Raw genomic sequence first — 25649 nt, 5'->3', positions numbered from 1 at the left:
GCGCATTAATCTGGGGCGGCCTCGGAGAGATCGACGAGGTCGATCCAACTGGCAAGGGCATCCCAACCTAAGCCTTTACGGATGAGGGCAGGTTGGCGATCGCAAAAATCGAGAATTGTTGAAGTCTTATTGCCGGGTTCAGCGTCACTATCGATGATGATATCCACAAGGGGCTCTAGGGCATCAAACAAAAGCGCTTTTTCGAGATCAAGGGTAAAAGGCTCACCATCTTCATCAGGGAGGTGGGCTGAGGTGGAAATAATGGGGTTCCCTAGAGCTTGCAGTAAACCTTGGCAGATGGCATTGTCGGGGACGCGGATTCCTGTACTGCGGCGCTTGGGGCTCATTACCAGTTTGGGCACTTGTTTGGTGGCAGGCAGCAGGAAGGTATAAGGGCCAGGGATAACCCGCTTCATAATCCGATAGGCATCATCACTGACCATGGCATATTCGGAAATATTCGAGAGAGATGAGCAGAGAAACGTCAGGGGCTTGTCGTTGGCAAGGCGCTTGAGTTGCCGGACTTTTTGCACAGCGTTTTTCGCGGTGAGATCACAGCCAATGGCGTACACTGTATCTGTGGGATACAACATCACTGCCCCCGACCTGAGCTGTTTGGCGATCGCCTCAAGGTCACGCTGTTGAGGATTTTGGGGATGGAGTGAATAGAACTTAGCCATTAGTTTTTGCCGCTATGAAAAAAATTGCCTATCTCGAATGCCCGACGGGAATTGCAGGGGACATGTGCCTCGGTGCATTGGTAGATGGGGGCGTACCGCTGGAATATCTCAAAAATCAGCTAAATCGTCTCGGAATCACCCATGAATACGATCTTCGGGCGGAAACGGTGATTCGTCAAGGACAGCGGGCAACGAAGGTCTATGTGCAGTTATTAGAAACCGATGATCATCCCGGTAGGGATTTGGCCTCCACAACCTCAAACACCGCCGCTATTCCTCACCAGCACCACGATCACCCCCACTCCCATGAACAGGTAGAGGGCCGTGAATCCCACCATCACCATGATGGCCATACTCCCCACCGCCATTTGCCTGAAATTCAGCAGCTCATTCGGCAGGCAGCACTCCCGGAACGGGTAGAACGATGGAGTTTAGAGATTTTTCAAAATTTGGCGATCGCCGAAGCGACGGTCCATGGCACCACACCGGACATGGTGCATTTCCATGAGGTGGGGGCGACGGATGCCCTAGTGGATATTGTCGGCACTTGCCTCGGTTTGGATTGGCTCGGGATTGACGAATTATATTGTTCGCCCATGCCCACTGGAGGCGGAACAGTTAAAGCGGCTCACGGAATTTTGCCTGTGCCCGTGCCTGCGGTTTTACAGCTTTGGCAACAGCGAAAAGTGCCGATTTACAGCAACGGGATTGATAAGGAATTGGTTACGCCCACCGGAGCGGCGATCGCCACTACCCTAGCGAAGGATTTTGGGAAACCCCCCGCGATGACCCTAGAAAAAGTTGCCTTGGGCTCCGGTACCCTTGATTTACCTTTACCGAATTTATTAAGGCTTTGGCTTGGTTATCGGGCAGAAACACCAAATTTAGAAACCATTGTCACCCTCGAAACCCAAATCGATGATCTCAACCCTCAGGCGATCGCCTATGCTAGCGAAAAACTGCGCCAAGCCGGCGCGTTAGATGTCTTCAGTCAGGGGATTACAATGAAAAAAAATCGCCTGGGAACCCTGTTAACGGTCATTTGTCCCGTCGATTTAGTAGATCGCTGCGAAGAGATTTTATTCACTGAAACCAGTACCCTTGGTATCCGCCGCCAAACTCAATTCCGTTCTGTGCTTGATCGCCGCTTTGAAACCATTTCTACAGCCCATGGTGACGTCAAACTCAAAATTGGTTACCGGGGCGATCGCCTTTTTAACGTGCAACCCGAATACGAAGATGTGGTAAAAATCGCTGAAAAAACCGGGCAACCCTGGCAGGCGATCGCCCAGCAAATCCTTAAACAATTTTTTGACTAAGTCAGAAAAAATCAGGCCGCTTATCTTCCGGGGAGGAGGTTGGATTTTACCGAAGCCTCTCCAGTTCTGCCTAGAAAGCGATCACTTAAGCCCCGATAGTTTTACGGATATTCAAGAAGCGCTGATACTTTTGATAAAGGGACAAACCCGGAAGATCCTGCTTGAATGAGTCAGGAACTTCATAATCATTTGGCGGATAAGTATCTTTAATATTTTGTAGCTCCCCAGCAATTTTTTCCCATTTCTTGAGGTCACCCAACAATGCTTTAAACTCATTTCCTGCATTCTTGTTGCGGTAGTCCAGGGCGAGGAAATGGAAGACTTTGACATGGCCGAGCAGGTTATTTTGATTTTTCGGCATCCCCATCGCTGAACAGAGGGTATAGATGGTTTCTTCAATTTCAGAAACACGTTTTTCGAGCACCTCTAGATCGGTACCGATTGGCTGGGTGAGGACTTCCTGGGCAAGATTAAAGGTTGACAGGAGAAGGGAATAACGGGAGTTGAGGTTACGCAGAATATTGAGCAGTTTAATGCCATTCTTGTAGCGGGTAACTTCTTTAATCGCCAAAATATAATTCTTGGCTACATTTAACCCTTCTTCGGTTTTAAAGTCCTTGAGTAGGGGCGTTACATTTTTTTTCATCTGCAGCAAAATTTCAGTGCTGTCGGTATGGTGGTCTAAGATTTCGGCGATCGCCTCATAGACTTTGAGCTGAGAAGGGCTGCGATATAGAAACTCCGTCTCATTAATTAAGACAAAACTTTCGAGGGAAAATAACATCACCTCAAATAGATCGATGGTATCCTTCAAGTTTTTGAAGGTTCCCATATTTAAATCAATCAAAATGCGAATCCGAAAGAAGTCGAGAAATTCTTGGCCGCTGAATTTTCTGTTCTCCAGACCCTTGAGGGTAATAGTTTTTGTTTCCAGTTGCTTCCACAACTGCGTATAACGATCTAGGGAGTAAGGAGGTACAGGCTGTTTTGCGAAGTAATTAGAAACCTTTTCTACAAGGCTTTTGTTACCAAAGATTGGCTTTTGCCAAAAAGAACTAGGGGCACTGGTTTCAGCTTTGGCAGTCTCCGGGGAGGGCAAGGGTTGAGAGGTCGGTTTTTTGAGCAAGCCAAAGTGAGATTGGAGGACATCAAACTCCTCCTGGGTGAGTTGCGCTGTTTTCACCAAAGAGAGTAGGCGCTCTAGTTGTGCATTATCGATGGGCATACTGTCCTCACTTTGCTAAATCGAATGACCCTAGCACTATTATTTAGTGTATATCCCCCTGTAGATTGTCACACAACTCCGACTTCGTGCAATTTTCCCGGCGACAGGTCAAAACAAAGCGCAACATTTTGGCTTCAATCATTTATTTGTCCTGGGGCAACGCCAAAACCGGCCAGGGATGGCAGAACTTTTCCCTGGCTCCGGCTGAGGCAATGACAGTTCAGACCTAGAATCGCAATTGACTGTTATGAATCATTCCCATACTGCCGCAGGCATCGGTATGGAACCAATCACCTTGATTCCCATAGAGGTTGATCGTCCGGGGCGATCGCACAGTACAAAGAATAGGACCATTGGGATAGGTACGGACGTTAGATGGCGGTGCAAAAACAAACGCCGTATTGATTGCCCCGGGGTTACCCAGATTGCCCGTGCCACCGTCGCAGACAAAATTCAACATATTTTGGGTTGCCGTAGACATCGGGCTGTGGGTCACACCATCATGGAAACTCGTCCAGGTGTTGTCCCAGCAGTGGGCTTGGGCATTGATTCTCATTTGCCCGAGCTCATAAGTGAAGTTCACACTGCGCTCACTGGCTCTGCGAATAGAGCAGCGATCAACGCTAACATTAGCACCCGTGACAGCTCTCCCCATAGAGACATAGCAGGGTTGAGCCTGGAGAGGCTTCGGTAGAGCAAGGGCGGCGGCGAAGAGAAGCCCTAGGGGGAGGAGTGGGAAGCTAAAAAGATGGCGGATGGTAGAGGATTTCATGGTGTGATCCCCTCCTTGAAGAAATGGATAGGCACAATAATATTTTCGCTATTTCTTTGGTATGTAACGGGATTTTTTTATAAAAAGTAATAACAAAAATAAGTTTTGAAAGCGCCCAGTCTCAAAGAATTTCTCTCGGTTTTGAGCACAAATTTATTCGGGCAATATTTTGACCTGGCAATTATTGAGATCAGCTAAAAAATTCGCTTAATTTAGGAAAAATACGTCTTCGCCAGTAGACGATCGCCGCAATAGAATAATTTTATGATTTAGCAAAAAAATCAGTCTTATTTTTAAAAATGGACTGTTGTATTTCTTCGCCTTAAATCAATCCACAGTCATCCTTTTGAGGCAGCTAGAAATTTTTTTCAAACCCAGTTGAACAGTCCCAAGTAATACCTCTGTATTGCAAATATTTCGCCCTATTCAGGGTCGTTTCTCTGCCTGTATTTATTCAACTGCTCCACCAAATCATTGATGACACTGGTGAGATTTTCCTGGGTTTGACGATGGTGCTGCTGTTCTAGTTGGAGAGTCTGGAGAGCTCGATTTCGCTCCTGGGTAACCTGAAAGAGCTGCTGCTTGAGAAGATCAAGATCGGTGATCGCCGCTAATTCCTGCCAGAGCGCTTGGCTGGTTTCTGGGGTATCGGCGGCGGATAAAAAGTTTTGTTGTAAAGCTTGTAGAGAGAGCTCTGCTTGAGCCAACTGCTCTGCAGCGAGACGGGCTTCGGTTCGACGCTGTTGGGCTTCCTCTGTATAGTGTTGACGCCACTTTAGTTCGCGGGATTTACAGGTTTGGAGTGCCTGTTGAGTTTGGGCCAATTGTTGTTTAAGGCGCTTAATTTCAGCAAGCCATTGCACGACTTCTTCATCCATATTGACGGCCTCCTCCCAGACGAGAGCAGATTTAAACCATAAATTTATAGTAGTGTGATCCTTTAGGATCCCCAAACGTTTCAGCCTATGTCTAAGCGTGCATCTGCAAAAATTAATTTATTGCCCCCAGTGATCATGCCATGAAACGTTTTTTACGATTTTTTTTGTTTCTCAATCACCGGACGGTCTACTGGACAATTCGTCAGGCGTTGCGGCGGCGACTGTTTGGTCTCTCTGCGGAGATTGCCTTTAATGTGATGCTGTCTCTCTTTCCGATCATTATCATGGCATTGACTGCCCTAGGCTCATTTACGGAAACCTTAGACCAGACGATTATCCAATTGGCCAGCTACTACGAAGATGTGATGCCAGAATCGGTGTGGATGCTACTGCGGGAATTTACATCAGAAATTGGTAAAACTCCCAGTCGGAGTCTTTTTTCGGCAAGTTTTATCGCAACGATTTGGGTATCTTCCGGGGCGTTTAGTGCAGCAATGAATGCCCTTGATCAAATCCATGAAATCCCATTGGATCAGCGGCGTCCTTTCTGGAAAGCAAAATTAATCTCGATTTTTATTACCCTCGGGGCGATCGCCCTCCTGATTTTTGCCTCGTTTTTGGTACTGGTGGGGGATAACGTCGTTAAGGTCGCTTTGGATTTGATCGTGCGTTTACCGGTGAATTCGGCGGGGGTTAATGTGTTGGTAACTCTGTGGCGTTTACTGAGTTTTCCCTTAGCCCTGGGGCTGGGGGCAGGGATCGTGGCAATGGTTTTAAATCTACTCATGAGCCCACCTGATCGCCGCCATCCCTGGCGGAAACTAAAACAGATGTCTTTTAGCTTGGCGATCGCCCTCTGCGCTTTTTTTGCCCTCTGTTTTTCAATTCTCTTTATCCAAAGCCTCATTGTGGATATGAAAATTGACTATGATCTGGCTAACTTATTAGTCACCCTCTGGCGATTCTTGAGTCTACCTGTCGCTTTGGCGATCGTTTCGATCGCCTTTGCCTTTATCTACAGCATGGGCTCTAGTCGCCTGATTAAAGGGATGCCTATTCTTCCTGGAGCAATTCTTGGGGCGATTTCCTGGGCGATTATCTCTTCGTTATTTCGTCTTTATGTCACTAATTTTGGGCAATACAACCGCGTTTATGGCGCCGTAGGGACGGCAATTATTCTCATGCTTTGGCTCCAACTCAGCGCCCTTGTAATGCTTTTAGGAGATCAATTAAATGCCGTAGTGGGGGAAGCAATGCTCGAAGATGCCCTCAAGCGTGGCAATTTGATCTCCTATGGCAATTCCCCATTGCCTGAAGAAACATCTAGTTGAAGCCCGCACTTCTGCCCAGTATTAGGGACTGCCTTAACGGGGGGTCAATCTAGCAATGGTGGCATTCTGATAATAGTGGCGCAAAATTTGCTGGTAATTAATCCCCTGGGCGGCAAGGCTATTAGCACCCCATTGACTCATTCCGACACCATGACCAAAGCCTTTCCCATAGATGTAAACGTCCCCCTGTTGGATACGGGCGTTAATGAGGGTGCTCCGCAGTTCCAAGAGCTGACGCAATTGGTCTCCACTAATATCTTTGGTGCCGCGATCGCCAATAATCCGCATCGTCACTACCCGGCCCTGGGGAGTAGCCCGCTGGGGAACCAGTTGTTGCACGGTGCCAACCCCGCCGACCAACTGGCCCAATTGTGCGGCCGAAATAGTTTTATTCCACTGATATACCGGAGCTGACTGGTCATAGTCCACCACCCCCCGTAAATAGGGCAGCGGTTGGCTCCAAACATCTTCAACATTTTCGGTATGGCCACCAGAAGAAGAATGGAAAACAGCCAAAATCACATCGCCATTGTAGGTCATCACCTGGTTGGCCGTGGCATTTACTGCTGCGTGGGTCGTACTATATTCACTATTGAGGCCTTTATAAACCTGGGTGGCGGTGGTGGTGTCTAGATCAAAGGGCCGCCCTGCATTTTCGGCACGCTTTTTGAGGGCATAGGTGCGGGCAGCAACAGCTTGGGCCTTGAGCGCTTCTTGGGGCCAACTGGGAATCGCTTCGGCTCCTACCACGCTGTAGAGATATTCTTCGAGGTCAACATGGTTAATGGCGAGGATTTGATTACCGCTTGCACGGAGTTGGGTACGGCCCCGATACCAGCGATCACCAATCCAAACATAGCCATCACCCTTGGGTTCGACCCATAATTCCGAGGCCTGCCACCGATCAAAGGCCAGTTGATTTCCTTGACGGCTCACCTCAAAGGAGCTCATCCCAGCAATTTCCCCCAGGACTTGGCCTTGGCCATTCCTAATCACCGCATTACTAGAGCTGCCTACCTGAAGATTAGCGGTTGTTTGCCGTACCGCCACCCGCAGATTAACCGCTGCTTGTGCTGGAGCTGGGGCGAGGCTCGCGAGCCAAATCAGTCCTGCCAGAGTCCAGGAATGTCCAATCAATCTGCGTAAAGGTCTCACCATAGCCACATTATTAAATCATCGATAAAGGTACTGATTGCTTTGGGCGATGCCATTTGCCGTTGCCCCTATGCCGCTCTAGTTTAGAACGACGGCTGGATAAATTTGTTCCAACAGTATCCTACTGCAAATTTTATGGCTCAATCTAACATGAAATTTAGGCGATCGCCGTGCCATCGCTAGGGTAAACGTCCTGGAGCCGTTGGGGGCCGACAGCCTTCACTGCCTCTGCCACATCAATATCACCGGTATAGATTGCGCGGCCAACGATCGCCCCGGTCACCCCAAGGCTTTCGAGGGCGACAAGATTGATTAAATCTCCCAGGGAACTCACGCCCCCGGAAGCAATGACCGGAATATCGATGGTCGAAGCTAATTCCCGTAAAGCTTCTAGATTTGGGCCTGCCATCGTACCATCCCGGTGAATATCGGTATAAATAATCGCGGCCACTCCTTGAATCGCCATTTGTTGAGCCAAATCCGTCGCCAAAACTTCAGAGGTTTCTAACCAGCCCTTGGTGGCGACCTTGCCATTGCGCGCATCAATGCCGACAGCGATCCGGCCTGGATATTTGCCACAAAGTTCTGTCACCAATTCTGGATTTTCTACCGCCGCTGTCCCTAAAATTGCTCGCTCTACTCCCACAGCAAACAACTGATCTACGCTCGCGATTGTGCGGAGGCCGCCCCCCACCTGCACCGGAATGGCGATCGCCGCCGCAATTTTTTGGATGACGCCCAAGTTCACCGATTCTCCTTGTTTGGCACCATCGAGATCCACCACATGGAGTCGGGTTGCCCCCTGTGCCGCCCAAGTCTTGGCCACCTGCACCGGATCATTGTTAAAAACCTGAGCCTGTTGATAGTCCCCCTGGTAGAGGCGTACACATTGACCACCAAGCAGATCAATTGCGGGGATAACTTCCATAGCGAAAAAAATGTTGTGATATGAACAAAAGCCCTGTTATAATAGCGAACTGTTGACCCGGTGGTATAGCCAAGTGGTAAGGCAGAGGTCTGCAAAACCTCCACTCCCCAGTTCGAATCTGGGTACCACCTTATCTTGTAAGCAAACTTAAACTGGAACCCGCTCCACAGATGGGATTCCCGGCTTTCCTGTTTTTGGGCAATCTTCCCAATCAGGATTTAAAAGTTCCGAATCAAAGTAACCATTGTCCATTTGTTGTCACCTCAACCTATGGATAAAAATTCCTAGGAAGTGAGCACTTTTTAGGGATTTTTTATTTGACTATTAAGAACAGTTCAAGGCCCTTGCTTTTGGGAAGATAGTAGGGGCAAACACTCAAAAAATTACTTGATACAGATATTTATGGTCTTTGCCCAGCGCTCACAATGATTAGAAAAACGCTCTCTTTTAATGGTCTTTTGAGGAGGCATTTTGCGATGAAAACATTTTTTCTGCTGGGTAAGATTAGGGCAATGAGAGAAAAAATATCATGGCTAAGAAATTTGGCTGGTCTCCGGCGATACCCTACCCGTTGGCCTGGTTACGTTTGTTAATTAATTTCGTTGTGCTTGGAGTTGCGGGGGGCTTTTTTGATGCAGCCTCTCGCAATCGCGTTTTAACGGTTCATCCCTTGTTTGTGCTGTTTATGCTGGTGTTTATGGGCGGGCTGGCCTTTGGGCTGCATTATTTATCTCAATGGATATTAGTGAGATTAGAAGGCATTCGAGAGCTGGGGATGATTGATAGTCTCTGGGAAGCGGTGCTGTTGGTGATGGTGACGGTGAATAGTCTTTTCTTGGTGATCTTGCTTTGTGCCGGGACTTATATCGGCGCTCCCTTTGTCGATCCAGAGACTCTGGAGGTAAGCAATGCTGAAATTGCAATGGTCTTCATCATGTATTCGGCGATCGCTTTATATCTGTACCACCTGGAATATTTGGTGCGACATCCTGAGGTCTTGAGGCGATATTTTACGCCACCGGAGCAACGGATCAACCTGGAGAAAAAGCCACCAAAAACTGAGCTGACACCAGAGACCCGGAAAAGAGAAGTTGATTTAGAGCTGGCTCGACTGAAAGCGCGCATAGAAAACGAAAAGAGGTTTGGCAAATAGTCCCCAACCCCTTTGATCGGAGAATTTAAAATCGTTTTATTTGACGACGGCGGTGATGATGGTCGTAATGGTGATGGTTGCCAAAAGGCCAAAGGCTAAGTTAGCTACATCTGGTAAGCATTGAACCTGATGGTCAGTTCTCTCTGTTCTTCTTGTTGGGTTTTGATAGATTCGCTAAGCTCTTTAACGTCATCTCCGAACTCATCGAGCATTTCGTCTATCCAGCGTTGGGCCATGGTGCTAATTCAATGTCTTCTATTAAAGCCCCTGATTTGAGTGTTGATTAAACCTCATAAAGCATTAGTTGCGGTGGGCATTTTGATGATGGATCCGGGAGCCCGCCCACTGGAGTTTGTCCCGAATCGTTTGGTAAAAGGAGTAAGTTTCTCGCAGGATAATAAATTTGCAATCACAGTGGGCTTTTTGGACATTCACCCATTGCCCTGGCCAAATGGAAGTGGCCAGGGCGCCATCACTCCAGAGTTTATTATTCAGGTCATAGTCCCCCAGGGGCCAGATGTCTACATTGGATCGGGCCGGTAGGACGATGGGCCGACTAGAAAGGCTGAGAGGGCAGATGGGTGTAACAACGATCGCCTCTAGGCCAGGGTGCATAATTGGCCCATTGGCCGAGGCAGTATAGCAGGTAGAACCAGTGGAAGTGGCTACCAACAGGCCATCCCCATGGTATTGGTCAACGATGGTACAATCGACCTCCATCTCAAAGACGGCGGTAGGCATCCGGTCAATGGCGGCGGGTTTGACGCACATCTCGTTGAGGGCATAAAAGGTTTCGCTAATAATCTCAGGGTCGTGGCGATCGCCTTCACAGACTTTCGCCTCCAGCATCATCCGGGTTTCCACCGCATAGGTGTCACTGCGGAGCCGCTGCCAGAGGGCCTCACTATCTTGGAGCTGTTCAAAGGGTTCCGTGAGAAAACCCAGGTGTCCCCCCACATTGACGGCCAAAATAGGAATATTTTCCTTAGATAAATGGCGGGCCGCCGCAAGGACTGTACCATCTCCCCCAAGGACAATTGCCAGATCAATCGGTTCACTCACCGAAGCCAAAAAAACTGGATAGGGATTGTCCTTAAAACCACTGGGGCCCAGGAGAATTTTGCTGCCCCCCGCCTCTAATTCATGGGCACACCGTTCGGCCCATTTTTTTGCAAAGGGGTCACCAGCTTTATAGGCGATGATCACTTGGTCAAGTTTCACAGATTTTTTTAAGACGGCTCCAGGCGCACTTGAAAGCTTTGCTGACTCTGCTCAACCCCAGCGGTGAACTCAGCATTGGGGCTACCACTACTATAGGTAATTACCCAAAAAACTGTCTCAGTGGGATAGATATAAATGCGTTGATACAGGTTCATACTCCTGAGTTCGAGGCTGGCACTGGTAGCTGTTATGGTGCTGGTGGCAGTAATTCCGGCTGCTTCAAGCTTTTCGGTTTGCCGTTGTAGGTAGTCCGCAAGGGTCAAGGTTTTTGGACGATCTTCCTGGACAATATTGATGCTATTCAGCATCTCTCCTGCCCGTTGGAAAGCCAAGAACTCGAATTCGGCTGCGTTTTGACTAAGCCATTCGGTGCGATCGCCTTGCTCCCAGGATACTAAAGTCCTTTGCAAAGCTTCTAGATCACGGCCCGGATCGCCCCCCACATAACCCGGAGGGAGATCCAGTTGCACGTTTGCTGTGGTGAGGGTTTGCCACTGGTCACTGGGGGTGAGAATTGCTGTCTCGACAGATACATTTGTTCCACAGCTTCCCAAGCCAAACAGGAGAAGACCCAATCCCAAAGCCCGTTGCAGAGTCAATGAGTTCATCGCCATTTTCCTCTTAGTAGCGTTCCTCAACGGGAATATAAGGCTGATCATGAAGCCCTGTATAGACCTGGGTCGGCCGGAAAATCCGGTTGACCCCCAGTTGTTCTTTCCAGTGGGCTAACCAGCCCGCTACCCTGGCGATCGCAAACAGGGGCGTGAACAGGTCACTAGGAATTCCTAGCTTGCGGTAAACCAGGCCCGAATAAAAATCGACGTTGGCGTAGATTCCCTTCTGGCCGTACTTTTCTTCGACAATTTTTTCCAGTTCTAGGGCAATTTTATAGTAGGGGTCTTCCCCTTCCAGTTCAAATAACTGCTCGGCTAATCCCTGGAGAATCACCGCCCGGGGATCTTTGACTTTATAGACCCGGTGGCCAAAGCCCATGATTTTCTGCTTATTGGCAACGCAGTTTTCTACATAGTCCCGCACATTCTCGACCGAACCAATTTGCTCCAACATTAAGAGCACTTCTTCGTTCGCCCCACCATGGAGGGGACCTGCCAAAGTTCCCACCGCCGAAGCAATCACCGCATAGGGATCTGTCAAGGTTGAAGCCGTTACCATCGCCGAAAAGGTGGAGGCATTAATCGTATGTTCGGCATGGAGCATCAAACAAATGTCAAAAATTTTTGCCTGGAGCTCGTAGGGGCGCTGCTCTGTCATCATGTAGAGGAAATTAGCCGCATAATCCAGACTGTCGTTGGGCTGTACCGGATCATTGCCATTGCGCATGGAGTTCGCCGCCGCCACCATGGTGGGGATTTTTGCCAGTAGGCGAACGACGGCATGACGGATATATTCTGGATCATCCAAGGCCCGCCGCGCATAGAAAAGCCCCAGGGCCGCCGCCGAGGTTTGGAGGGCATCCATTGGGTGACCTGTTTCGGGAAAACATTTCATCATGTCCCGAATGCGATATTTAATCCGACGGTGGTAGAGAATATCGTTTTTAAAATCTTCAAGTTCTTGGTGGGTAGGCAAATTTCCCCAAATTAAAAGGTAAGCAACTTCGAGAAAAGAACTTTTTGTAGCCAGCTCTTGGATTGGGATGCCCCGGTATTCGAGGATGCCATTTTTACCATCGACAAAGCTAATGCTGGATTGGGCTGCAGGAATTCCTTCTAAGCCGGGTTTAAATTCGCAACCAGTCGTCATACTCTGTACCTTGATGAGATTCTAAAAAATAAATATTCAGGCTGATATTCTTCGTGCCAGTGGCTAACTTAGCCTATCACGGGGGTTATGGTAGTAGCCATTTTGGTGAGGTGAGCAGAAAAAGTTGATTGTCGGTGTGGGCCTGAATGCGTGCTGCCCCTGAACGAATCCCGATAATCCCAGCTTTTTTGAGAATCAGATTATTCCCGTTGTTGGAATGGCCAAAGGCGATCGCCGCTGCCCATTCTCCCAAATCTGGCTGATGGCCCACCAGCACCAAGCGAGCCTCCGGGGGGGCTTCCCAGTGGGCGAGCCAGGGTAAAAATCCCCCCAGGGATCCGCCGGGGGCCAAGGCCGAAAAGATCTGTGGTTGCGGTCCGAGGTGTGCCGCCGTGAGAATATCTGCCGTTTGTCTGGCCCGGACTAGAGGACTGGTTAAAATCCCATCAAATGTAATTCCCAGTTGATGTAACCGTTGGGCAACCAGGTTTGTCCGGGCTGTGCCCTCGGGGGTGAGGGGACGATCAGCATCTTTTGTATATTCTGTGCGGTCTGCCGCAATGCCGTGGCGAAACAGGTATAGTTCCATTGATTCTCCTCTGAAAAGCGCTTGATAGTGCGGGAGTCGCATCTGTTTTGTCCTGAATTCCTGGCAGGACTTTCTGCTGCATGAGTACTCAAACAACCCATGGACTCCCTATCCCAATGTGCCACAACCAAAAAACAATTCCCCACAGCACTGGAAGCCAGGCTCATGGGGAAATTCTAAAAATGCTAAATGTTATGGAGTTTGCGAAAATAGCTCGGGGTTTTGACCTTAGGCTTCAGACTCGATGTACTTGAAGAGTAATCCCATGGCGAGGGCCGGGAATACTACACCCACGAGGGGCACAAGGATAACGGGGAGAAAAGAAGCTGCGTAAGCACCGTTCATATTTAAATCTTTCCTAAATGCTATTAACAAATGGAATTTCACAATACCTCGGATATTACTGCTAGGGCCTAGGCGATCGCCGAGACATTACGATTCTTAACATAAATGCCGCCAATTCCCAGGACTGGGGCTAAATGTTGCCAAATACTAAGAAAGCCTGTAAATCTAGCGATATCTCTTATAATCCCTAACAAGTGTTTACCTGAAACTTAATTTGTAAGTTTGTTTTGAGAGGAGCTTAAACATTCAATGGACGTTATTCAACATGGTGGCGATCCCCAAGTCGGGAACCTCGCAACACCAATCAATGCCTCTGCCTTTAGTAAAGCTTTTATTAATAATCTGCCTGGCTATCGTCCCGGGCTGTCGGCCCAACGCCGGGGTTTAGAAGTCGGCATGGCCCATGGCTATTTCCTCTATGGCCCCTTTGCCCTTCTTGGCCCCCTGCGGAATGCTGATTTTGCTGGGGTTGCGGGTCTATTATCTACGGTGGCTTTAGTTTCTCTGCTGACTCTTGCTTTGTCTCTCTATGGCAGCGCAGGCGTAAGCACACCAACGGCAACCTTGACGACGCCAAATCCCCCCGAGAATCTTGGTACAAAGGAAGGCTGGAGCGAATTCGCGGCTGGCTTTCTCATCGGTGGTTGTGGTGGTGCTCTCGTGGCCTATGGTCTCTGTATCGCTATGCCGATGATGTACACTCTCTAGAAAATTTTTGAGTGCATGGCCATGGTCCTCAAGTCACTTGTGGCCTTTGTGGATCATAAAATTTGGTAAATCTAGTCAGTTGAGTTTGTTGTTGAAACCCGGTGAAATTTCACTGGGTTTTTTGTATTTTTTAGGTCTCGGGGTTTGGGGAGATTGGTTTCGGTGGTAATCGCCCTTAGTTTATCCTTGAATTAAAGTGATATGCCTAAATTTTTGGACTTGTTTTTAAGATGAAATTTCAACCCAAAAGCTTGCAATGGTGGCAAAAACTGGGGGTCTGGCTGGCGGCAGTGCTGTTAGCCATGGGGGGAGTGACGCCCTCTGCCCTGGCCACTGGTGTCTATGATGTGCCCTACGCCACAGCAGATCAGCCCGTTTGGTTGGTGGATCAGGCCGAGGCGGTTAGCCGTGCCAATGAGGGACGTCTAAATCGAGAATTAAGTGATCTGGCCGCAACGACAGGAAAAGGTTTGCATTTTGTGGCGATCCGTCGCTTAGATTATGGTCAAACCATGGAAGAGTTTACCGATAAAGTCTTTGCGAAGTGGTTTCCGACCCCAGAGGCGGGAGCCAATGAAGTGGTAGTAGCGATGGATGTACTCACCAACAACGTGGCGATCGCCATTGGTGAAAATCTTCAAAATGTGATTCCTCCGGAGACAGCGGCAAGCATCACCGGAGAAACTCTGGGTTATCCATTGCGCAGTAGTGCTTACAACCAAGCCCTTTTAGATGCGGAAGCGCGCATCGGTGCCATCCTCAATGGGGAAGCGGATCCTGGCCCCCCAGAAATCGCCGAAATTAATATCGAAAGTACCTTTACCAAAGCTGAAGATACAAAAACCACCAGTTCAACCATCTGGGTGGTGGTGTTGCTGCTCCTGGCGACGATCATCCCCATGGCCACCTATTGGTGGTATGTGCGCTAGGGATTAGCCTTTGCCGGGATTCAGCCAAATCATTTCCCAGGTGATGTAAGTGCCAATGGGACTCCACACCAAGAAAGGCACGAGTAACCAGAAACTTGTTGGTGAAATTGGCAAAACGGCGATCGCCAACAACAAACCTACAACAAAACCCGCAGCCCCAATGATGGTACCCACCGTCAAGCTGCGGGTTTTGCACATCAGCGGAGTGTAAGCCAAAATCACTAGCTCTAACAGGCCATAGCCCGCCATGAGTAACCAAGTGCGAAACCCCTGGGGGTCGGCGTGCCAGACATAATTGGCCGAGATGATGCCGCAGATAAAAATGCTCGTCCATACCACCGGAATAATGCCCTCAAAGGTGAGCCAGGCCGGACGGCGCAACTGGAAAAACCACCGTTGATCAGCGCAAATCAGGCGATTTAACCCAACCCCTAGGGCGATCGCCCCCAAGGTAATCAATAATCCTGTCCCCAGCATCTCCATCTCCCCCCAGAATTTCAACCCAATTCTATACTGGTATAGGGAAGCATTTTTTTCCAAAAACCTTTCAGGAATCGGATCACCATGACCTTTTCGCCTCAACTGATGCGTGCCGTCGAAACCCTCCAATACCGCGTGACTGTGGGAGAAGTGGCAACCCAGGCAGGCTTAGACCTTAATGTGGCCCAAAATGGACTCTACAACCTTGCCGCCGATGCGGGAGGACACCTCCAGGTGGCAGAAACGGGGGATGTCGTTTTTGAATTTCCCCAAAATTTTCGCACCATCCTCCGTAACAAATATTTCAAAATCCGTCTCCAGGAGAAGCTCGATCAACTTTGGCAGGTGGTCTTTTTCCTAATTCGTATTTCCTTTGGGGTCGCCCTAATCCTCTCCATTGTATTGATGACGATCGCCATCCTCGCCTTGGTGATTGCCGCTAGTAGCCAGGACAATGACAATAACTCCCGCCGCCGCAGTTCCTCTTTTAATATGCCCTGGCTGATTTGGTGGGGGCCGGATCTATTCCGGGTGTTTAGCCCCAACTATTACCGCCGCCGCCGCTATGGTAATTATTCGGCTGGCAGTACCCGGGTCAAAGATAAACCAGAAATGAATTTCCTGGAGGCGGTGTTTTCGTTCCTGTTTGGTGATGGCGACCCGAATCCAAATTTAGAAGAGCGCCGCTGGCAGGCCATTGGTCAGGTGATCCAAAACCATTCTGGAACTGTGATTGCTGAACAACTTACCCCTTACTTTGATGAACTAACTCCGAGGGAACTCGAAGAAGAAAGCCATATGTTGCCTGTGTTAGCGCGGTTTAATGGCTACCCGGAAGTATCGCCTACGGGGGATTTAGTTTATTATTTCCCGGAATTGCAGGTCAAAGCCCAAGAACGTCGCAAAGCCACAGTACCCCAATATTTAGAAGAACAGCGGTGGACCTTTACCCAAGCCCCCACAGGACAGAAATTTTTAGCGATCGCCCTCGGGGGCGTGAATCTCATCCTGGCGTTGATGTTGGGAGTACTCCTTGGGGATGCAGAATTAGTCGCGGAAGTGGGTGGCTTAGTGGTCTTGGTGCAGGTGCTCTATCCGGTGCTGCTGGGTTATGCGATCGCCTTTCTCGGGGTTCCCCTGGGCCGTTATTTCTGGCTCCAAACCCGCAACCAAAAGGTAGAACAGCGTAACGCCGCGCGCCAAGATCGTGCCGCTCTCCTCGCCGCAGGGGAACCAAAACTGCAGCAAAAACTCACCTACGCCCAGCAATTTGCCAACCAAAAAATTCTTTCCCCAGAGGCGATCGCCTACAGCACCGACCAAGACCTCTTGGATCAGCAACTCCAAGGCCGAGATGATGAAGCAGAAGATTGGGACCGACGCTTAAACGAGGGTCAATAGCCCATCCCTCCCAGACTTCTATTCCACTCGAATCGGAATATAGGCCCGGTTATTCGCACCATCCACTTCGGCGATCGTATTGTTTTCGTCCACGATGATTCCTAGCCAGTAGTTCTGACCCGGGGTCAAATTATTCGGAATCGTTACCGGAATTGTTGTTGTGGCAACATCCGCCGGGTGGAGAGAACCAAAGGTGCCGCCGCCAATGCGCATATCACTGTAACTGATGTAATCATTCGTTGAAACATAAATGCCGAAGGACACATTATTGTGGGTTTGCTTACCGTTGTTTTCGAGCGTAAACTCAGGCCGTACTGTACTGCCACGGCTCACCCGATAGCCCGGTTCCCCGGCGATCGTTATACTACTCAAGGTCGCCGTATCGTTGCTGTTCCGAATTCTGACCCGCCCATGACTGGAGTATTCACCACTTGCCCCGGTGCGCCGCCAATGGGAAACAGAAACATCATTAAAATTCGTAGTCTGGTCACCATATAGGACTCGGGAACCATGGGACGCATCTTCCCCAAAATAGGTTTTTGCCACTGCCCCATTCGTATGGTGATGGCGCCATGAATCTCCCATCACGTTGTATTCCCAACTCACATGCATTAATCCTAGATAATGCCCAGCTTCATGGTTAATCACCGCATCGATGGGTAAATGGGAACCTGTATAGACTGTATTGGCGCTTTTATTTTGGGAGGTTGTCCAAGAGCGGTCGGATGAGTCGAGGACGATATCTACTTCATCCAAGCCATAATGCCAACCAAATAACCAGTAGCAGTGGTAGCGCATCCGGGCTACTCCAGGGGGTGAAATGCTACTGGCGTAAATTTCATTTTGGCCATTGCCACTGCCCACACTGCCTGTTTCTGTTGTGGTGTTGATCACGAAGGGAGAAGGATTCCTATTGGTGGCACTAACGCCCCGTTCGACCGATTGCAGCAGATGACCCGCCGGAAAGCTTATCGTATTGATGCGTGCAGTGGTCGAATTGCCGCCCCACCGCAATTTTTTGCCGCTATCACCGTTGCACTCCAACCAAGAAGCGGCCGTCGCTGGTGTTGAGAAGCCGAAACAGGCAGAGAGAATGACCGATGCCGCAAGTAAGGAGGGCTGAAAGATGGTGTTGAGCTTCATGGCAAACGTCCCCGTAGTTTTAACAATGTTTGGATTAAGGCAATGTTCTTCTTAATTCGGGAGAAATTGGCTGAAGAGAAGGATTTCGTAGATTGGGTGTAATGTCACGGATTGGAGTTTCGCCTTCCCGGGCTTGGGAATCATTTTTTTCTTCTTCAGTCATCTGCTCTGGTGCGGCGATCGCCCGAACGCCATCTACTTTAGGATCAGCGACAGTAAAAGGCTGATTAGGATCAACCGATAAAACTGAAGTTTGCGGAGGCTGTACTCGTTCATTCCATTGACGAATTGCTGTTGTAAAAGCGGAAACACTTAAAGGGGGGCCGAAACTTTCTATGGGTTCTGCTTCAGGGGAATTGAAGTTATCCCCGGGGGCAGGGGTGCCCTGGAAACCATAGCCAATACGATAGGAAGCAGGTGCTTCTGTTTCGTAACGTCGTTGTAATTCGGTGATGCTCTGACCTGTTCTTTGGCTTTCTTGTTCGATTAATTTTTGGGTTTCAGGTTGCTTCAAAAGCACCTCAAAGGCTGGCCGGGGTAATTCCATCACATTGAGATCAAAGCGGGGTCTGCCACCAATTCGCAATCTCTCGCCTGCTTCAACCACGGGGATTCCCCAGCCATTGAAAACGCGATCGCCAACGACCCGAAAACGCCCATCAACACAACTCACAAGGGGACAGCCTGTAATTTCACCGCCCTCCAAAAAAAGGACATCTGTCTGACTACGGGCAAACATCGGCGCATTGGTTTCCAGATAAATACCACCACTGCCATCGGCCCCACCGGGCACACGCAATGTAATCGTTTCACCCGGTGCTTTTCCCCGGAGAACTTCCTGTACCTTATAGGTGACAAAGGTATGGGGAAGCCCTTGGGGTTGCTCTCGAGTAGGTTGGGAATTGCGATATTGAATATCAATCACTTCCCCCAAAATAATGAGTTCCGATGCACTGACAAGGAACTCCAGCCCTGCTGACTTCTCTGCATCCGGTGTAGTCAAAAGATTGGTCGGACTGTGGGCGATACCGTCATTGTTTGGCATCCCCAGGAGTCCCACCACGATGATCAACAAAGAAACTTGACGCCATTGCTTTTTCATTTACGTCAATCTCCCCAATGAGATTTAGAAATTCTTTTCTGTGCTGAGTTTGTTTGGCGCGACCACCGCCAAGAAAAAATTAAATTTTCATTAAAAAATCAGCGTCCATTCGTTGATTTTTTTGAACCCAAACTAAATACTTAAGTACCAAGAAAGAAGTAAATAAAAGATAAAGAAAATACAGCTTAAAGACTTTTGCTATAAAAGCTTGAGCATCTACTAATTCGGTGTTATGTGCGCTATTCTAACTTCGACTTTTCTGCACCCACAAGGGGCATTTTGGAAAATAAACAAAAAGAAACAAAAATTTAAACGCACATTTTTGTGGGCAACCAAACAAATAAAATATTTTTAAATTCGACAATATTCTGAGTATAAATACGAAGACGTTTGATTTTAATTGTCTACTGGAGGGGTTTTTAAACTACTGCATAAAGATGTTCCCTTCGGGATTTCAAAAAGTGCTGTTGTCAGTATTCCCTCCCATTGATGGTATGAAATAAATAAATGATGCCCAGGTGGTTTATGGGGGAGAAAATTTTGTTTTAATTAATGCCCATCATTGCTCTAGTGCAAAAACAACGGATGTTGTTGTTGGGGATTTAGCCCATGTCTCTTTCGGGAAAATGTAATTTTTCTCGCCCTAAGCAGGCCTGGGCGCAAAGACGATCGCCTAGGAAACATCATCGGGGAGCAGGGTTTACTGAAATTAGCTTACTGGAGCCATGTCTTCAGCAATCGGCAACTGCACCCAGAGGCTACGGGGCAGCACCTGAAATCGTGTTGTAGTCGTTTGTTCGAGCAGCTCTCCATCTACCAAGAGTCCTTGGGGCGCTGGGGTAGTGACCGTTAACTGGGCGGTGCGCCAGGATTGGATCTGAGGATGCTCTGCAGGATTTGCTTGGAGCGCGGCTTGGAATAACTCATAGGATGCACTTAATACCCCTAAAACTTCCCCTTCATCGGCCCTTGTCAAAATGGTGACATCCAACAGGGCATCCTGGGCCGAAACTTGTCCTGTGCCCTGTGCCAAAATGGAAGTGCTAGGAGCTAGATTCGCCACGGTAATTGCTAAAACCTCTTGAAAGGTCTCCTGGCGATCGCCAAAGTCTAGGGTTGCCTCAAAGGGCTGTAAATTTTGCAGTTGTTGCACTGCCGTGGATAAATAAGCCAAAAACCCAAACCGTTGCTTACTGTCGCGGTCCGTTTCGCCAATGGTGTTTGCTTCTAGGCCAATCCCCGCCAAGAGGATCATCGGCTGATCATTGCAGGTGGCGCAGTCAATCTGTTGGGGTTCCCCTTGCAAAATCACTTGGCATGCCTCCTCGATCGCTGTTGGTAAACCTAAGGCAGCAGCGAAGGCATTGGCTGTTCCCCTAGGAATAACGGCCAGGGGAACATCACTATGAATTAATGTGTCGGCCACGGCGGAAATTGTGCCGTCTCCCCCAGAGGCGATGATCATTTCTGCACCATTGGCGATCGCCTGTTTCGCCAAAGCCCCCGCACTGTCTTCTGGGGAAGTAAATTGCACATCAAGGTCTACTTGATCCAATAATTGCGCACGGATTTGCTCTAATTCCTCAGCTGCATTCCCAGCACCAGACACCGGATTAAAAACAAGACAGACCTTTTTCATGGCACTCCCAGGATTTTAAAAAAATGCTTTTTTGCATTTTCTTAGAGTACCGTGGCGATCGCGGCTTGAAGTTGTTCCTGTGCGAGATCCGTCACAATAAAAACCTCTTGTACTGACTTTCCCTTGCGGGCAATGACCTTAAAGCCTCCCTGGAGTGGTACCGAAATCCGCAGCTTCAACTTAGGGATATTCCCCCTAGTTCGGCTCAAAACACCGGGGGTAATGGTGCGAATCCCTTCACAATCAACTAATTTTTTGAGCACAGGAATCAACCCCTCAATATGGGTCGAATGGTTCCAAACAAGGCGACCTTTCTCTTCTGCGGCCATCTATGCTGCCTCAAGGGGCGCCATGGTCAACCCTTCCCGCCGTAACTGCTGATGGTAAAGTTCTGCCAGCTCTTGGGGGCCAGTCCAGACCACTGCCTGACCATCGAAGTGCACCTGATTGGTGAGGTTCCAAGCTAGATCCGCGGTCATCTTGGGGATGTAGGTCATGAGACAATGGGCCACATGCTCGAAGGTATTAAAATCGTCATTGAGCACAATCACCTTAAAGTTCGGGTAGGGTTTACGCACCGTTTGGCGATCGCGTTCCTTGAGAATACCGGGAGCAGGGGCCATAGAAACCTATTGAGCGTTGCGACGATAGACGACAAAAATTTTAGAATTAAATTGTCTAAAAAAACTTGTGCATCCGTTACAGCGTTTTCTATTCTTCTGAGGTACAGTAACAGCAATGGGTGAACCACCCTCTGATATCTTCAGGTGTCACCCTTGCAAATCCTTCATCAATCGCCTCTGATAGCTCCTCATAGCTGCCCACTGTTCTGCGCTTCATGATGTTTTTGACCTTTGACCAACAGTTCTCAATGGGAGAAAAATCTGGTGAGTAGGGCGGTAAGTAGATAAGTTTTGCTCCCACTGCCTCAATGGACTCTCTCACCATCTCTCCCAGATGAATCGAACAGTTATCCATCATCACACAGGCCCCTGCCCATAACTGCGGCACCAATTTCTGGTAAATGAACGCCTCAAAAGTTACCCTATCTGTCGCTCCGATTAAGCTGCTGTGGGCGATTATCCCCTGCAAGCCCAATGCTCCTACCAGTGAGACATTTTTTCCTTTTTTGCTTGGCTTACTACTGTAGGCCCGCTTCCCCTTCTCTGCCCTTGCTCTTGTTGTTCTCATTGCGAGATTAATGCCTGATTCATCGATGAATATCAGGTCTTGGGCCAAAATCTGCCTTACTTTCTCCCAAAACTCGACTCTGGCCTGTTGCACTCTGTCTGTCGCCTTGACGTCAGGATAAAAGGTTTTTTTTAAGGCTAAAATTCATCTGCTTCAATGTCTTATGCATGGTGGTGATGCTTACCCGGATGCCAATCTCGGCTTCTAGTTGTGCACATAGTTGGGCCAGAGTCGCATCATTGTTGGCTTTCACCAAAGCGGCCAGAACCTTTCGGTGTTCTTCATTGAGTTTAGGGGGAATCTGCCCCCGACGAAATTGTGGACGGATAGACCCAGTATCACGTCGTTGTTTGAGGAGTTTTTGGACAAAACTAGTAGCGACACCGAACTGCTTGGCGAGACCACGTTGGGAGATATCCCCCCGGTCATAGGCATCAACAATTTTCTGTCTGAGGTCTATGGAGTAGGCTTTAGGCAATGGTTGTTCTTGTTTAATCTGATTTACTCACACACATGACATTGTACCTCGACCATCACAAAAATGCTGTAACTAAAGGGGATGACTCGGGCCAAGCGCCCTTACTTTTCATTCTAGGGAGAACCCCTAGCCTTGACAAGGAGGCTTTGCTCCGGGGCAACATCCTAGGCTTTTTTTTCAAAAAACCCAAAAAAGTGTTGCACTTTTAAAAATACAGTGCTACATTGTATAACTGTGTTGAAAAACACAACGGGTTGTTAGCTCAGCGGTAGAGCACTCGGCTTTTAACCGATCGGTCCAGAGTTCGAATCTCTGACAACCCATTTTTTTAGACAAGAAGCCCTGCAATTCACAAATGTTTGCGGGGCTTCTTCATTTGGGTTCATCACAGCTGTGCCGCAACCCTCGGGTATGATAGGCGGTGTTTGAATTTTGATTTTTATCTATGGCTTGGCAACGTCCTGACGCTCGCTCCTTTGATCAACTCCGTCCTTTTCATTTTGAGCTAGATTTTACAAAATTCGCTAAAGCCTCTGTCCTCACCACCTGTGGTGATACCAAGGTATTATGTACTGTTTCCGTAGAGGAAGGAGTGCCACCTTTTTTGCGCAATAGTGGTCAAGGCTGGCTCACGGCAGAATATCGGATGATGCCTGGTTCAACACCAGAACGGCAGCGGCGGGAATTTATGAAACTGTCGGGACGTACCCAAGAAATTCAACGACTTATCGGGCGCAGCTTACGGGCAGCCCTAGATTTGACAGGCCTGGGGGAGCGAACGATTACCATTGATGCGGATGTGCTCCAGGCAGATGGCGGCACACGCACCACAGCAATTACAGGGGGCTATGTGGGTTTGGCGATCGCCTGCGAGCGTTTAGCCCAAGAAGGGATTCTAGAAAAATCACCGATTATTGCCCCAGTGGCGGCGATTTCTGTGGGGCTCATTGAAGGCCAAGCCTACTTGGATTTGAATTATCTCGAAGATGTGGCGGCGGACGTCGACTTCAATGTGGTGATGATCGGTGGTAAAAATTTGATCGAAGTGCAGGGCACGGCGGAATCCGGCAGTTATAGCCGCACTCAGTTAAACCAAATGCTGGATGTGGCCGAAACGGGGATTCAAGCAATTGTGAATTTACAAGCCCAAGCCATTCAGCAGGCGATTTGATGCTATTTTCAACGAACAGAAAGCTCTAGTCGGGACGCAAACCGCGTAAAATATGACCTTGCCCCCGCTCCAGGAGATTGTTGACGATGCTTGCCAAACGAATTTTGCCCTGCCTTGATGTCAATGCCGGTCGGGTTGTCAAGGGGGTCAATTTTGTGGATCTCAAGGATGCTGGCGACCCGGTGGAATTGGCGAAGGTTTATAACGAAGCGGGGGCCGATGAGCTGGTTTTTCTCGATATCACCGCCACCCATGAAGACCGGGACACGATCATTGATGTGGTTTACCAAACAGCGGAACAGGTGTTTATTCCCCTCACCGTCGGCGGGGGGATCAGCACCACCGGCCAGATTAAAAATTTATTGCGGGCTGGGGCTGACAAGGTGAGTATCAATTCTTCGGCGGTGCGCAACCCAGATTTCATTAATGAGGCGGCCGATCGCTTCGGCAATCAATGTATTGTGGTGGCGATCGATGCGCGTCGTCGCCCGGATCCGAGCAATCCCGGTTGGGATGTATATGTGCGGGGTGGCCGGGAAAATACAGGGATTGACGCCTTGAGCTGGGCTCAAGAAATGGCTCAACGGGGCGCCGGGGAACTGCTGGTCACCAGTATGGACGCCGATGGCACCCAAGCTGGTTACGACCTGGAATTAACCCGGGCGATCGCCTCGGTGGTAGAAATCCCAGTGATTGCCTCCGGGGGTGCGGGCAATACCCACCACATCTATGAAGCACTGACGACAGGAAAGGCCGAAGCTGCCCTCCTGGCTTCTCTGCTCCACTATGGCCAACTGACCGTCGCTGAAATTAAAACTTACCTCCAGCAGCATCAGGTACCCGTGCGGCCCACCTAATCGCTAGGCGATCGCCAGGATTTGGCAAAGAAAAACTGGGCCTAGTTCAGAGTTTAAGGGCTCCAGTCTAGCCTAAGGAAGAAAAATTACAACTTTGCTTAGATTCTCAAGGATTTTCTCTGGTTTTTGTGATGCTGCTTTCTCTGAGTTTGTAACATCCCCAACAAAATTTCTCAAAATCAATGCAGTAAACTCATTGGGCACATGACAAGAGAACATTTTAGTGAAGGGGATGGCCCATGCGTCTGGAGCAACTGCAAGCATTTTTGGCGATCGCCGCCACCGGGAATTTTGGTCAAGCAGCCCAGCAATGTGGGGTCACCCAATCCACCGTCAGTCGTCAAATCCAGAGCCTTGAAGCCGCCGTCGGGATGCCCCTATTTCACCGGAGCGCCCAGGTCAAGCTCACCCTTGCCGGGGAACGTTTCCTACCCTATGCCCGCAAAATTTGTAACAGTTGGGATAACGCCCGCGCCGAAATCAACGACCTCCTTGCGGGGAACCAGTCGGAACTCTGTGTCGCCGCAATCCATTCTGTCTGTGCTTATCATCTCCCCCCGGTACTGCAACAGTTTTGTCGGATGTACCCCCAAACCCAACTGCGGGTGACTGCCCTTGGTAGTGATCGTGCTCTGAAAGTGCTCCGGGATAGCCTGGTAGATGTGGCGATCGTCATGAACAATCGCTTTTTGACCGCCAGCCCAGACATGGTGGTGATCCCCCTCTACAAAGAAAGCGTCGAGGTACTGCTGAGTAAATATCATCCCCTTGCCCCTAAGGAAAAACTCAGTTGGATTGATATCGCCAACTATCCCCAGGTGGTGTTTAAAGATGGCTATGGCATGCAGCGGTATGTGCAAGATCAACTGGCTAATTATGGCCTTGCCCCCACCGCCACCGTCGAACTCAATAGTCTCGACGCCTTCCGGGGGTTAGTTCGCCAGGGAGATATGATTGCCCTATTGCCCCAATCGGCCCTGGTGGAAGCCCGCACAGACCCGGCTCTTGTGGTCAAGCCCCTCCCCGATGAAATTGATATGCGCGAAGTTGTTTTGGTCACGACGAGCGATCGCCTTGAGATTCCCCCCATCCAATATTTCTGTAATCTCATTACCCAACTGCTGTCCCAGCCCCAAATAGACCTCCTTAGAACAGCAGGCATCCCATAAAAAATGCTCCGACTGTGGCCA

The 25649-nt window shown here is 49.2% G+C and carries 28 protein-coding genes and 2 tRNA genes; 11 read left to right on the top strand and 19 right to left on the bottom strand.

Annotation, left to right across the window (positions count from 1 at the left end):
* Window positions 1-5: 5 nt before the first annotated feature.
* The gene (locus tag ACZ45B_RS09255; protein ID WP_024546608.1) at window positions 6-680 is read right to left on the bottom strand and encodes an L-threonylcarbamoyladenylate synthase; all 675 of its coding nucleotides are present in this window, start codon (window positions 678-680) and stop codon (window positions 6-8) included.
* Between the two features lie 14 nt (window positions 681-694).
* On the opposite strand from ACZ45B_RS09255, the gene larC reads away from it, so the two are divergent.
* Window positions 695-1999: a nickel pincer cofactor biosynthesis protein LarC gene (larC, locus tag ACZ45B_RS09250; protein WP_024546609.1), complete on the top strand. Its 1305-nt coding sequence runs from the start codon at window positions 695-697 to the stop codon at window positions 1997-1999.
* An 85-nt stretch (window positions 2000-2084) separates the two neighbouring features.
* Here the strand turns inward: larC and ACZ45B_RS09245 are convergent, their stop codons facing one another.
* The 3 genes from ACZ45B_RS09245 to ACZ45B_RS09235 all read right to left on the bottom strand — a co-directional run bounded on the left by ACZ45B_RS09245 (window position 2085) and on the right by ACZ45B_RS09235 (window position 4874).
* Window positions 2085-3224 carry a hypothetical protein gene (locus tag ACZ45B_RS09245; protein WP_024546610.1) on the bottom strand — a complete coding sequence of 380 codons (1140 nt, stop codon included), beginning with the start codon at window positions 3222-3224 and terminating at the stop codon, window positions 2085-2087.
* 226 nt (window positions 3225-3450) lie between these two features.
* Window positions 3451-3996, bottom strand: a complete 546-nt coding sequence (locus tag ACZ45B_RS09240) for a hypothetical protein (protein WP_024546611.1) — start codon at window positions 3994-3996, stop codon at window positions 3451-3453.
* Between the two features lie 422 nt (window positions 3997-4418).
* Window positions 4419-4874, bottom strand: a complete 456-nt coding sequence (locus tag ACZ45B_RS09235; RefSeq protein WP_029681943.1) for a hypothetical protein — start codon at window positions 4872-4874, stop codon at window positions 4419-4421.
* Between the two features lie 140 nt (window positions 4875-5014).
* Here ACZ45B_RS09235 and ACZ45B_RS09230 point away from each other — a divergent pair, with 140 nt between their 5' ends.
* Entirely contained in the window at window positions 5015-6205 is a 1191-nt protein-coding gene (locus tag ACZ45B_RS09230) for a YihY/virulence factor BrkB family protein (protein WP_464674858.1), read from the top strand.
* Between the two features lie 33 nt (window positions 6206-6238).
* On the opposite strand, the gene ACZ45B_RS09225 is transcribed toward ACZ45B_RS09230, so the two are convergent.
* A complete protein-coding gene (locus ACZ45B_RS09225) occupies window positions 6239-7363 on the bottom strand; it encodes a SpoIID/LytB domain-containing protein (RefSeq protein WP_024546614.1) in 1125 nt (374 codons plus the stop codon).
* A gap of 154 nt (window positions 7364-7517) precedes the next feature.
* Window positions 7518-8288: a 1-(5-phosphoribosyl)-5-[(5-phosphoribosylamino)methylideneamino]imidazole-4-carboxamide isomerase gene (hisA, locus tag ACZ45B_RS09220; protein ID WP_024546615.1), complete on the bottom strand. Its 771-nt coding sequence runs from the start codon at window positions 8286-8288 to the stop codon at window positions 7518-7520.
* A 59-nt stretch (window positions 8289-8347) separates the two neighbouring features.
* On the opposite strand from hisA, the gene ACZ45B_RS09215 reads away from it, so the two are divergent.
* Window positions 8348-8419: transfer RNA gene (locus ACZ45B_RS09215), tRNA-Cys, on the top strand.
* A gap of 398 nt (window positions 8420-8817) precedes the next feature.
* A complete protein-coding gene (locus ACZ45B_RS09210; RefSeq protein WP_024546616.1) occupies window positions 8818-9441 on the top strand; it encodes a hypothetical protein in 624 nt (207 codons plus the stop codon).
* A 104-nt stretch (window positions 9442-9545) separates the two neighbouring features.
* On the opposite strand, the gene ACZ45B_RS09205 is transcribed toward ACZ45B_RS09210, so the two are convergent.
* The 6 genes from ACZ45B_RS09205 to ACZ45B_RS09180 all read right to left on the bottom strand — a co-directional run bounded on the left by ACZ45B_RS09205 (window position 9546) and on the right by ACZ45B_RS09180 (window position 13360).
* Window positions 9546-9677 carry a hypothetical protein gene (locus tag ACZ45B_RS09205; RefSeq protein WP_255326087.1) on the bottom strand — a complete coding sequence of 44 codons (132 nt, stop codon included), beginning with the start codon at window positions 9675-9677 and terminating at the stop codon, window positions 9546-9548.
* 64 nt (window positions 9678-9741) lie between these two features.
* Window positions 9742-10662, bottom strand: coding sequence for an NAD(+) kinase (locus tag ACZ45B_RS09200; RefSeq protein WP_024546617.1), 921 nt, complete (start codon window positions 10660-10662; stop codon window positions 9742-9744).
* Between the two features lie 8 nt (window positions 10663-10670).
* Window positions 10671-11270, bottom strand: coding sequence for a hypothetical protein (locus ACZ45B_RS09195; RefSeq protein ID WP_038027968.1), 600 nt, complete (start codon window positions 11268-11270; stop codon window positions 10671-10673).
* Between the two features lie 13 nt (window positions 11271-11283).
* A complete protein-coding gene (locus ACZ45B_RS09190) occupies window positions 11284-12426 on the bottom strand; it encodes a citrate synthase (protein ID WP_024546619.1) in 1143 nt (380 codons plus the stop codon).
* 85 nt (window positions 12427-12511) lie between these two features.
* Entirely contained in the window at window positions 12512-13015 is a 504-nt protein-coding gene (gene sixA / locus ACZ45B_RS09185) for a phosphohistidine phosphatase SixA (protein WP_024546620.1), read from the bottom strand.
* 228 nt (window positions 13016-13243) lie between these two features.
* Window positions 13244-13360, bottom strand: coding sequence for a photosystem I reaction center subunit VIII (locus tag ACZ45B_RS09180; RefSeq protein WP_024546621.1), 117 nt, complete (start codon window positions 13358-13360; stop codon window positions 13244-13246).
* Window positions 13361-13609: 249 nt separating this feature from the next.
* On the opposite strand from ACZ45B_RS09180, the gene ACZ45B_RS09175 reads away from it, so the two are divergent.
* A complete protein-coding gene (locus ACZ45B_RS09175) occupies window positions 13610-14068 on the top strand; it encodes a photosystem I reaction center subunit XI (protein ID WP_024546622.1) in 459 nt (152 codons plus the stop codon).
* 230 nt (window positions 14069-14298) lie between these two features.
* Window positions 14299-14997 carry a photosystem II repair protein Psb32 gene (psb32, locus tag ACZ45B_RS09170; RefSeq protein ID WP_024546623.1) on the top strand — a complete coding sequence of 233 codons (699 nt, stop codon included), beginning with the start codon at window positions 14299-14301 and terminating at the stop codon, window positions 14995-14997.
* Between the two features lie 3 nt (window positions 14998-15000).
* On the opposite strand, the gene ACZ45B_RS09165 is transcribed toward psb32, so the two are convergent.
* Complete coding sequence (locus tag ACZ45B_RS09165) at window positions 15001-15474, bottom strand: TspO/MBR family protein (protein ID WP_024546624.1); 474 nt, start codon at window positions 15472-15474, stop codon at window positions 15001-15003.
* An 87-nt stretch (window positions 15475-15561) separates the two neighbouring features.
* Here ACZ45B_RS09165 and ACZ45B_RS09160 point away from each other — a divergent pair, with 87 nt between their 5' ends.
* Window positions 15562-16878 (top strand): hypothetical protein, encoded by a 1317-nt coding sequence (locus tag ACZ45B_RS09160; RefSeq protein ID WP_024546625.1) that lies wholly within the window; start codon window positions 15562-15564, stop codon window positions 16876-16878.
* Between the two features lie 18 nt (window positions 16879-16896).
* On the opposite strand, the gene ACZ45B_RS09155 is transcribed toward ACZ45B_RS09160, so the two are convergent.
* The 6 genes from ACZ45B_RS09155 to ACZ45B_RS09130 form a co-directional block, all read right to left on the bottom strand.
* Entirely contained in the window at window positions 16897-18021 is a 1125-nt protein-coding gene (locus ACZ45B_RS09155; protein WP_024546626.1) for a CARDB domain-containing protein, read from the bottom strand.
* 34 nt (window positions 18022-18055) lie between these two features.
* The gene (locus tag ACZ45B_RS09150; RefSeq protein ID WP_024546627.1) at window positions 18056-19123 is read right to left on the bottom strand and encodes a hypothetical protein; all 1068 of its coding nucleotides are present in this window, start codon (window positions 19121-19123) and stop codon (window positions 18056-18058) included.
* A gap of 709 nt (window positions 19124-19832) precedes the next feature.
* Window positions 19833-20762, bottom strand: coding sequence for a YegS/Rv2252/BmrU family lipid kinase (locus tag ACZ45B_RS09145; protein WP_024546628.1), 930 nt, complete (start codon window positions 20760-20762; stop codon window positions 19833-19835).
* A 41-nt stretch (window positions 20763-20803) separates the two neighbouring features.
* Window positions 20804-21091, bottom strand: a complete 288-nt coding sequence (locus ACZ45B_RS09140; protein ID WP_024546629.1) for a DUF2103 domain-containing protein — start codon at window positions 21089-21091, stop codon at window positions 20804-20806.
* The gene (gene clpS / locus ACZ45B_RS09135; protein ID WP_024546630.1) at window positions 21092-21385 is read right to left on the bottom strand and encodes an ATP-dependent Clp protease adapter ClpS; all 294 of its coding nucleotides are present in this window, start codon (window positions 21383-21385) and stop codon (window positions 21092-21094) included. It abuts the gene before it with no gap.
* 88 nt (window positions 21386-21473) lie between these two features.
* A protein-coding gene (locus tag ACZ45B_RS09130) for an IS630 family transposase (RefSeq protein WP_236612557.1) occupies window positions 21474-22431 on the bottom strand; the annotation gives its coding sequence in 2 pieces (ribosomal slippage) (window positions 21474-22086 and window positions 22085-22431; 960 coding nt in all).
* A gap of 251 nt (window positions 22432-22682) precedes the next feature.
* Here ACZ45B_RS09130 and ACZ45B_RS09125 point away from each other — a divergent pair.
* From ACZ45B_RS09125 to ACZ45B_RS09110, 4 genes are all read left to right on the top strand, one after another.
* Window positions 22683-22754, top strand: a tRNA-Lys gene (locus tag ACZ45B_RS09125).
* A gap of 122 nt (window positions 22755-22876) precedes the next feature.
* Window positions 22877-23602, top strand: coding sequence for a ribonuclease PH (rph, locus tag ACZ45B_RS09120; RefSeq protein WP_024546575.1), 726 nt, complete (start codon window positions 22877-22879; stop codon window positions 23600-23602).
* Between the two features lie 86 nt (window positions 23603-23688).
* Window positions 23689-24459, top strand: a complete 771-nt coding sequence (gene hisF / locus ACZ45B_RS09115; RefSeq protein WP_024546574.1) for an imidazole glycerol phosphate synthase subunit HisF — start codon at window positions 23689-23691, stop codon at window positions 24457-24459.
* A 239-nt stretch (window positions 24460-24698) separates the two neighbouring features.
* Window positions 24699-25628, top strand: coding sequence for a LysR family transcriptional regulator (locus ACZ45B_RS09110; RefSeq protein WP_024546573.1), 930 nt, complete (start codon window positions 24699-24701; stop codon window positions 25626-25628).
* Window positions 25629-25649 lie beyond the last annotated feature (21 nt).

This window comes from Picosynechococcus sp. NKBG15041c, assembly GCF_055380235.1.
Note: the sequence above shows the minus strand (reverse complement) of the source record. Positions and strands in the feature narration are given on the sequence as shown.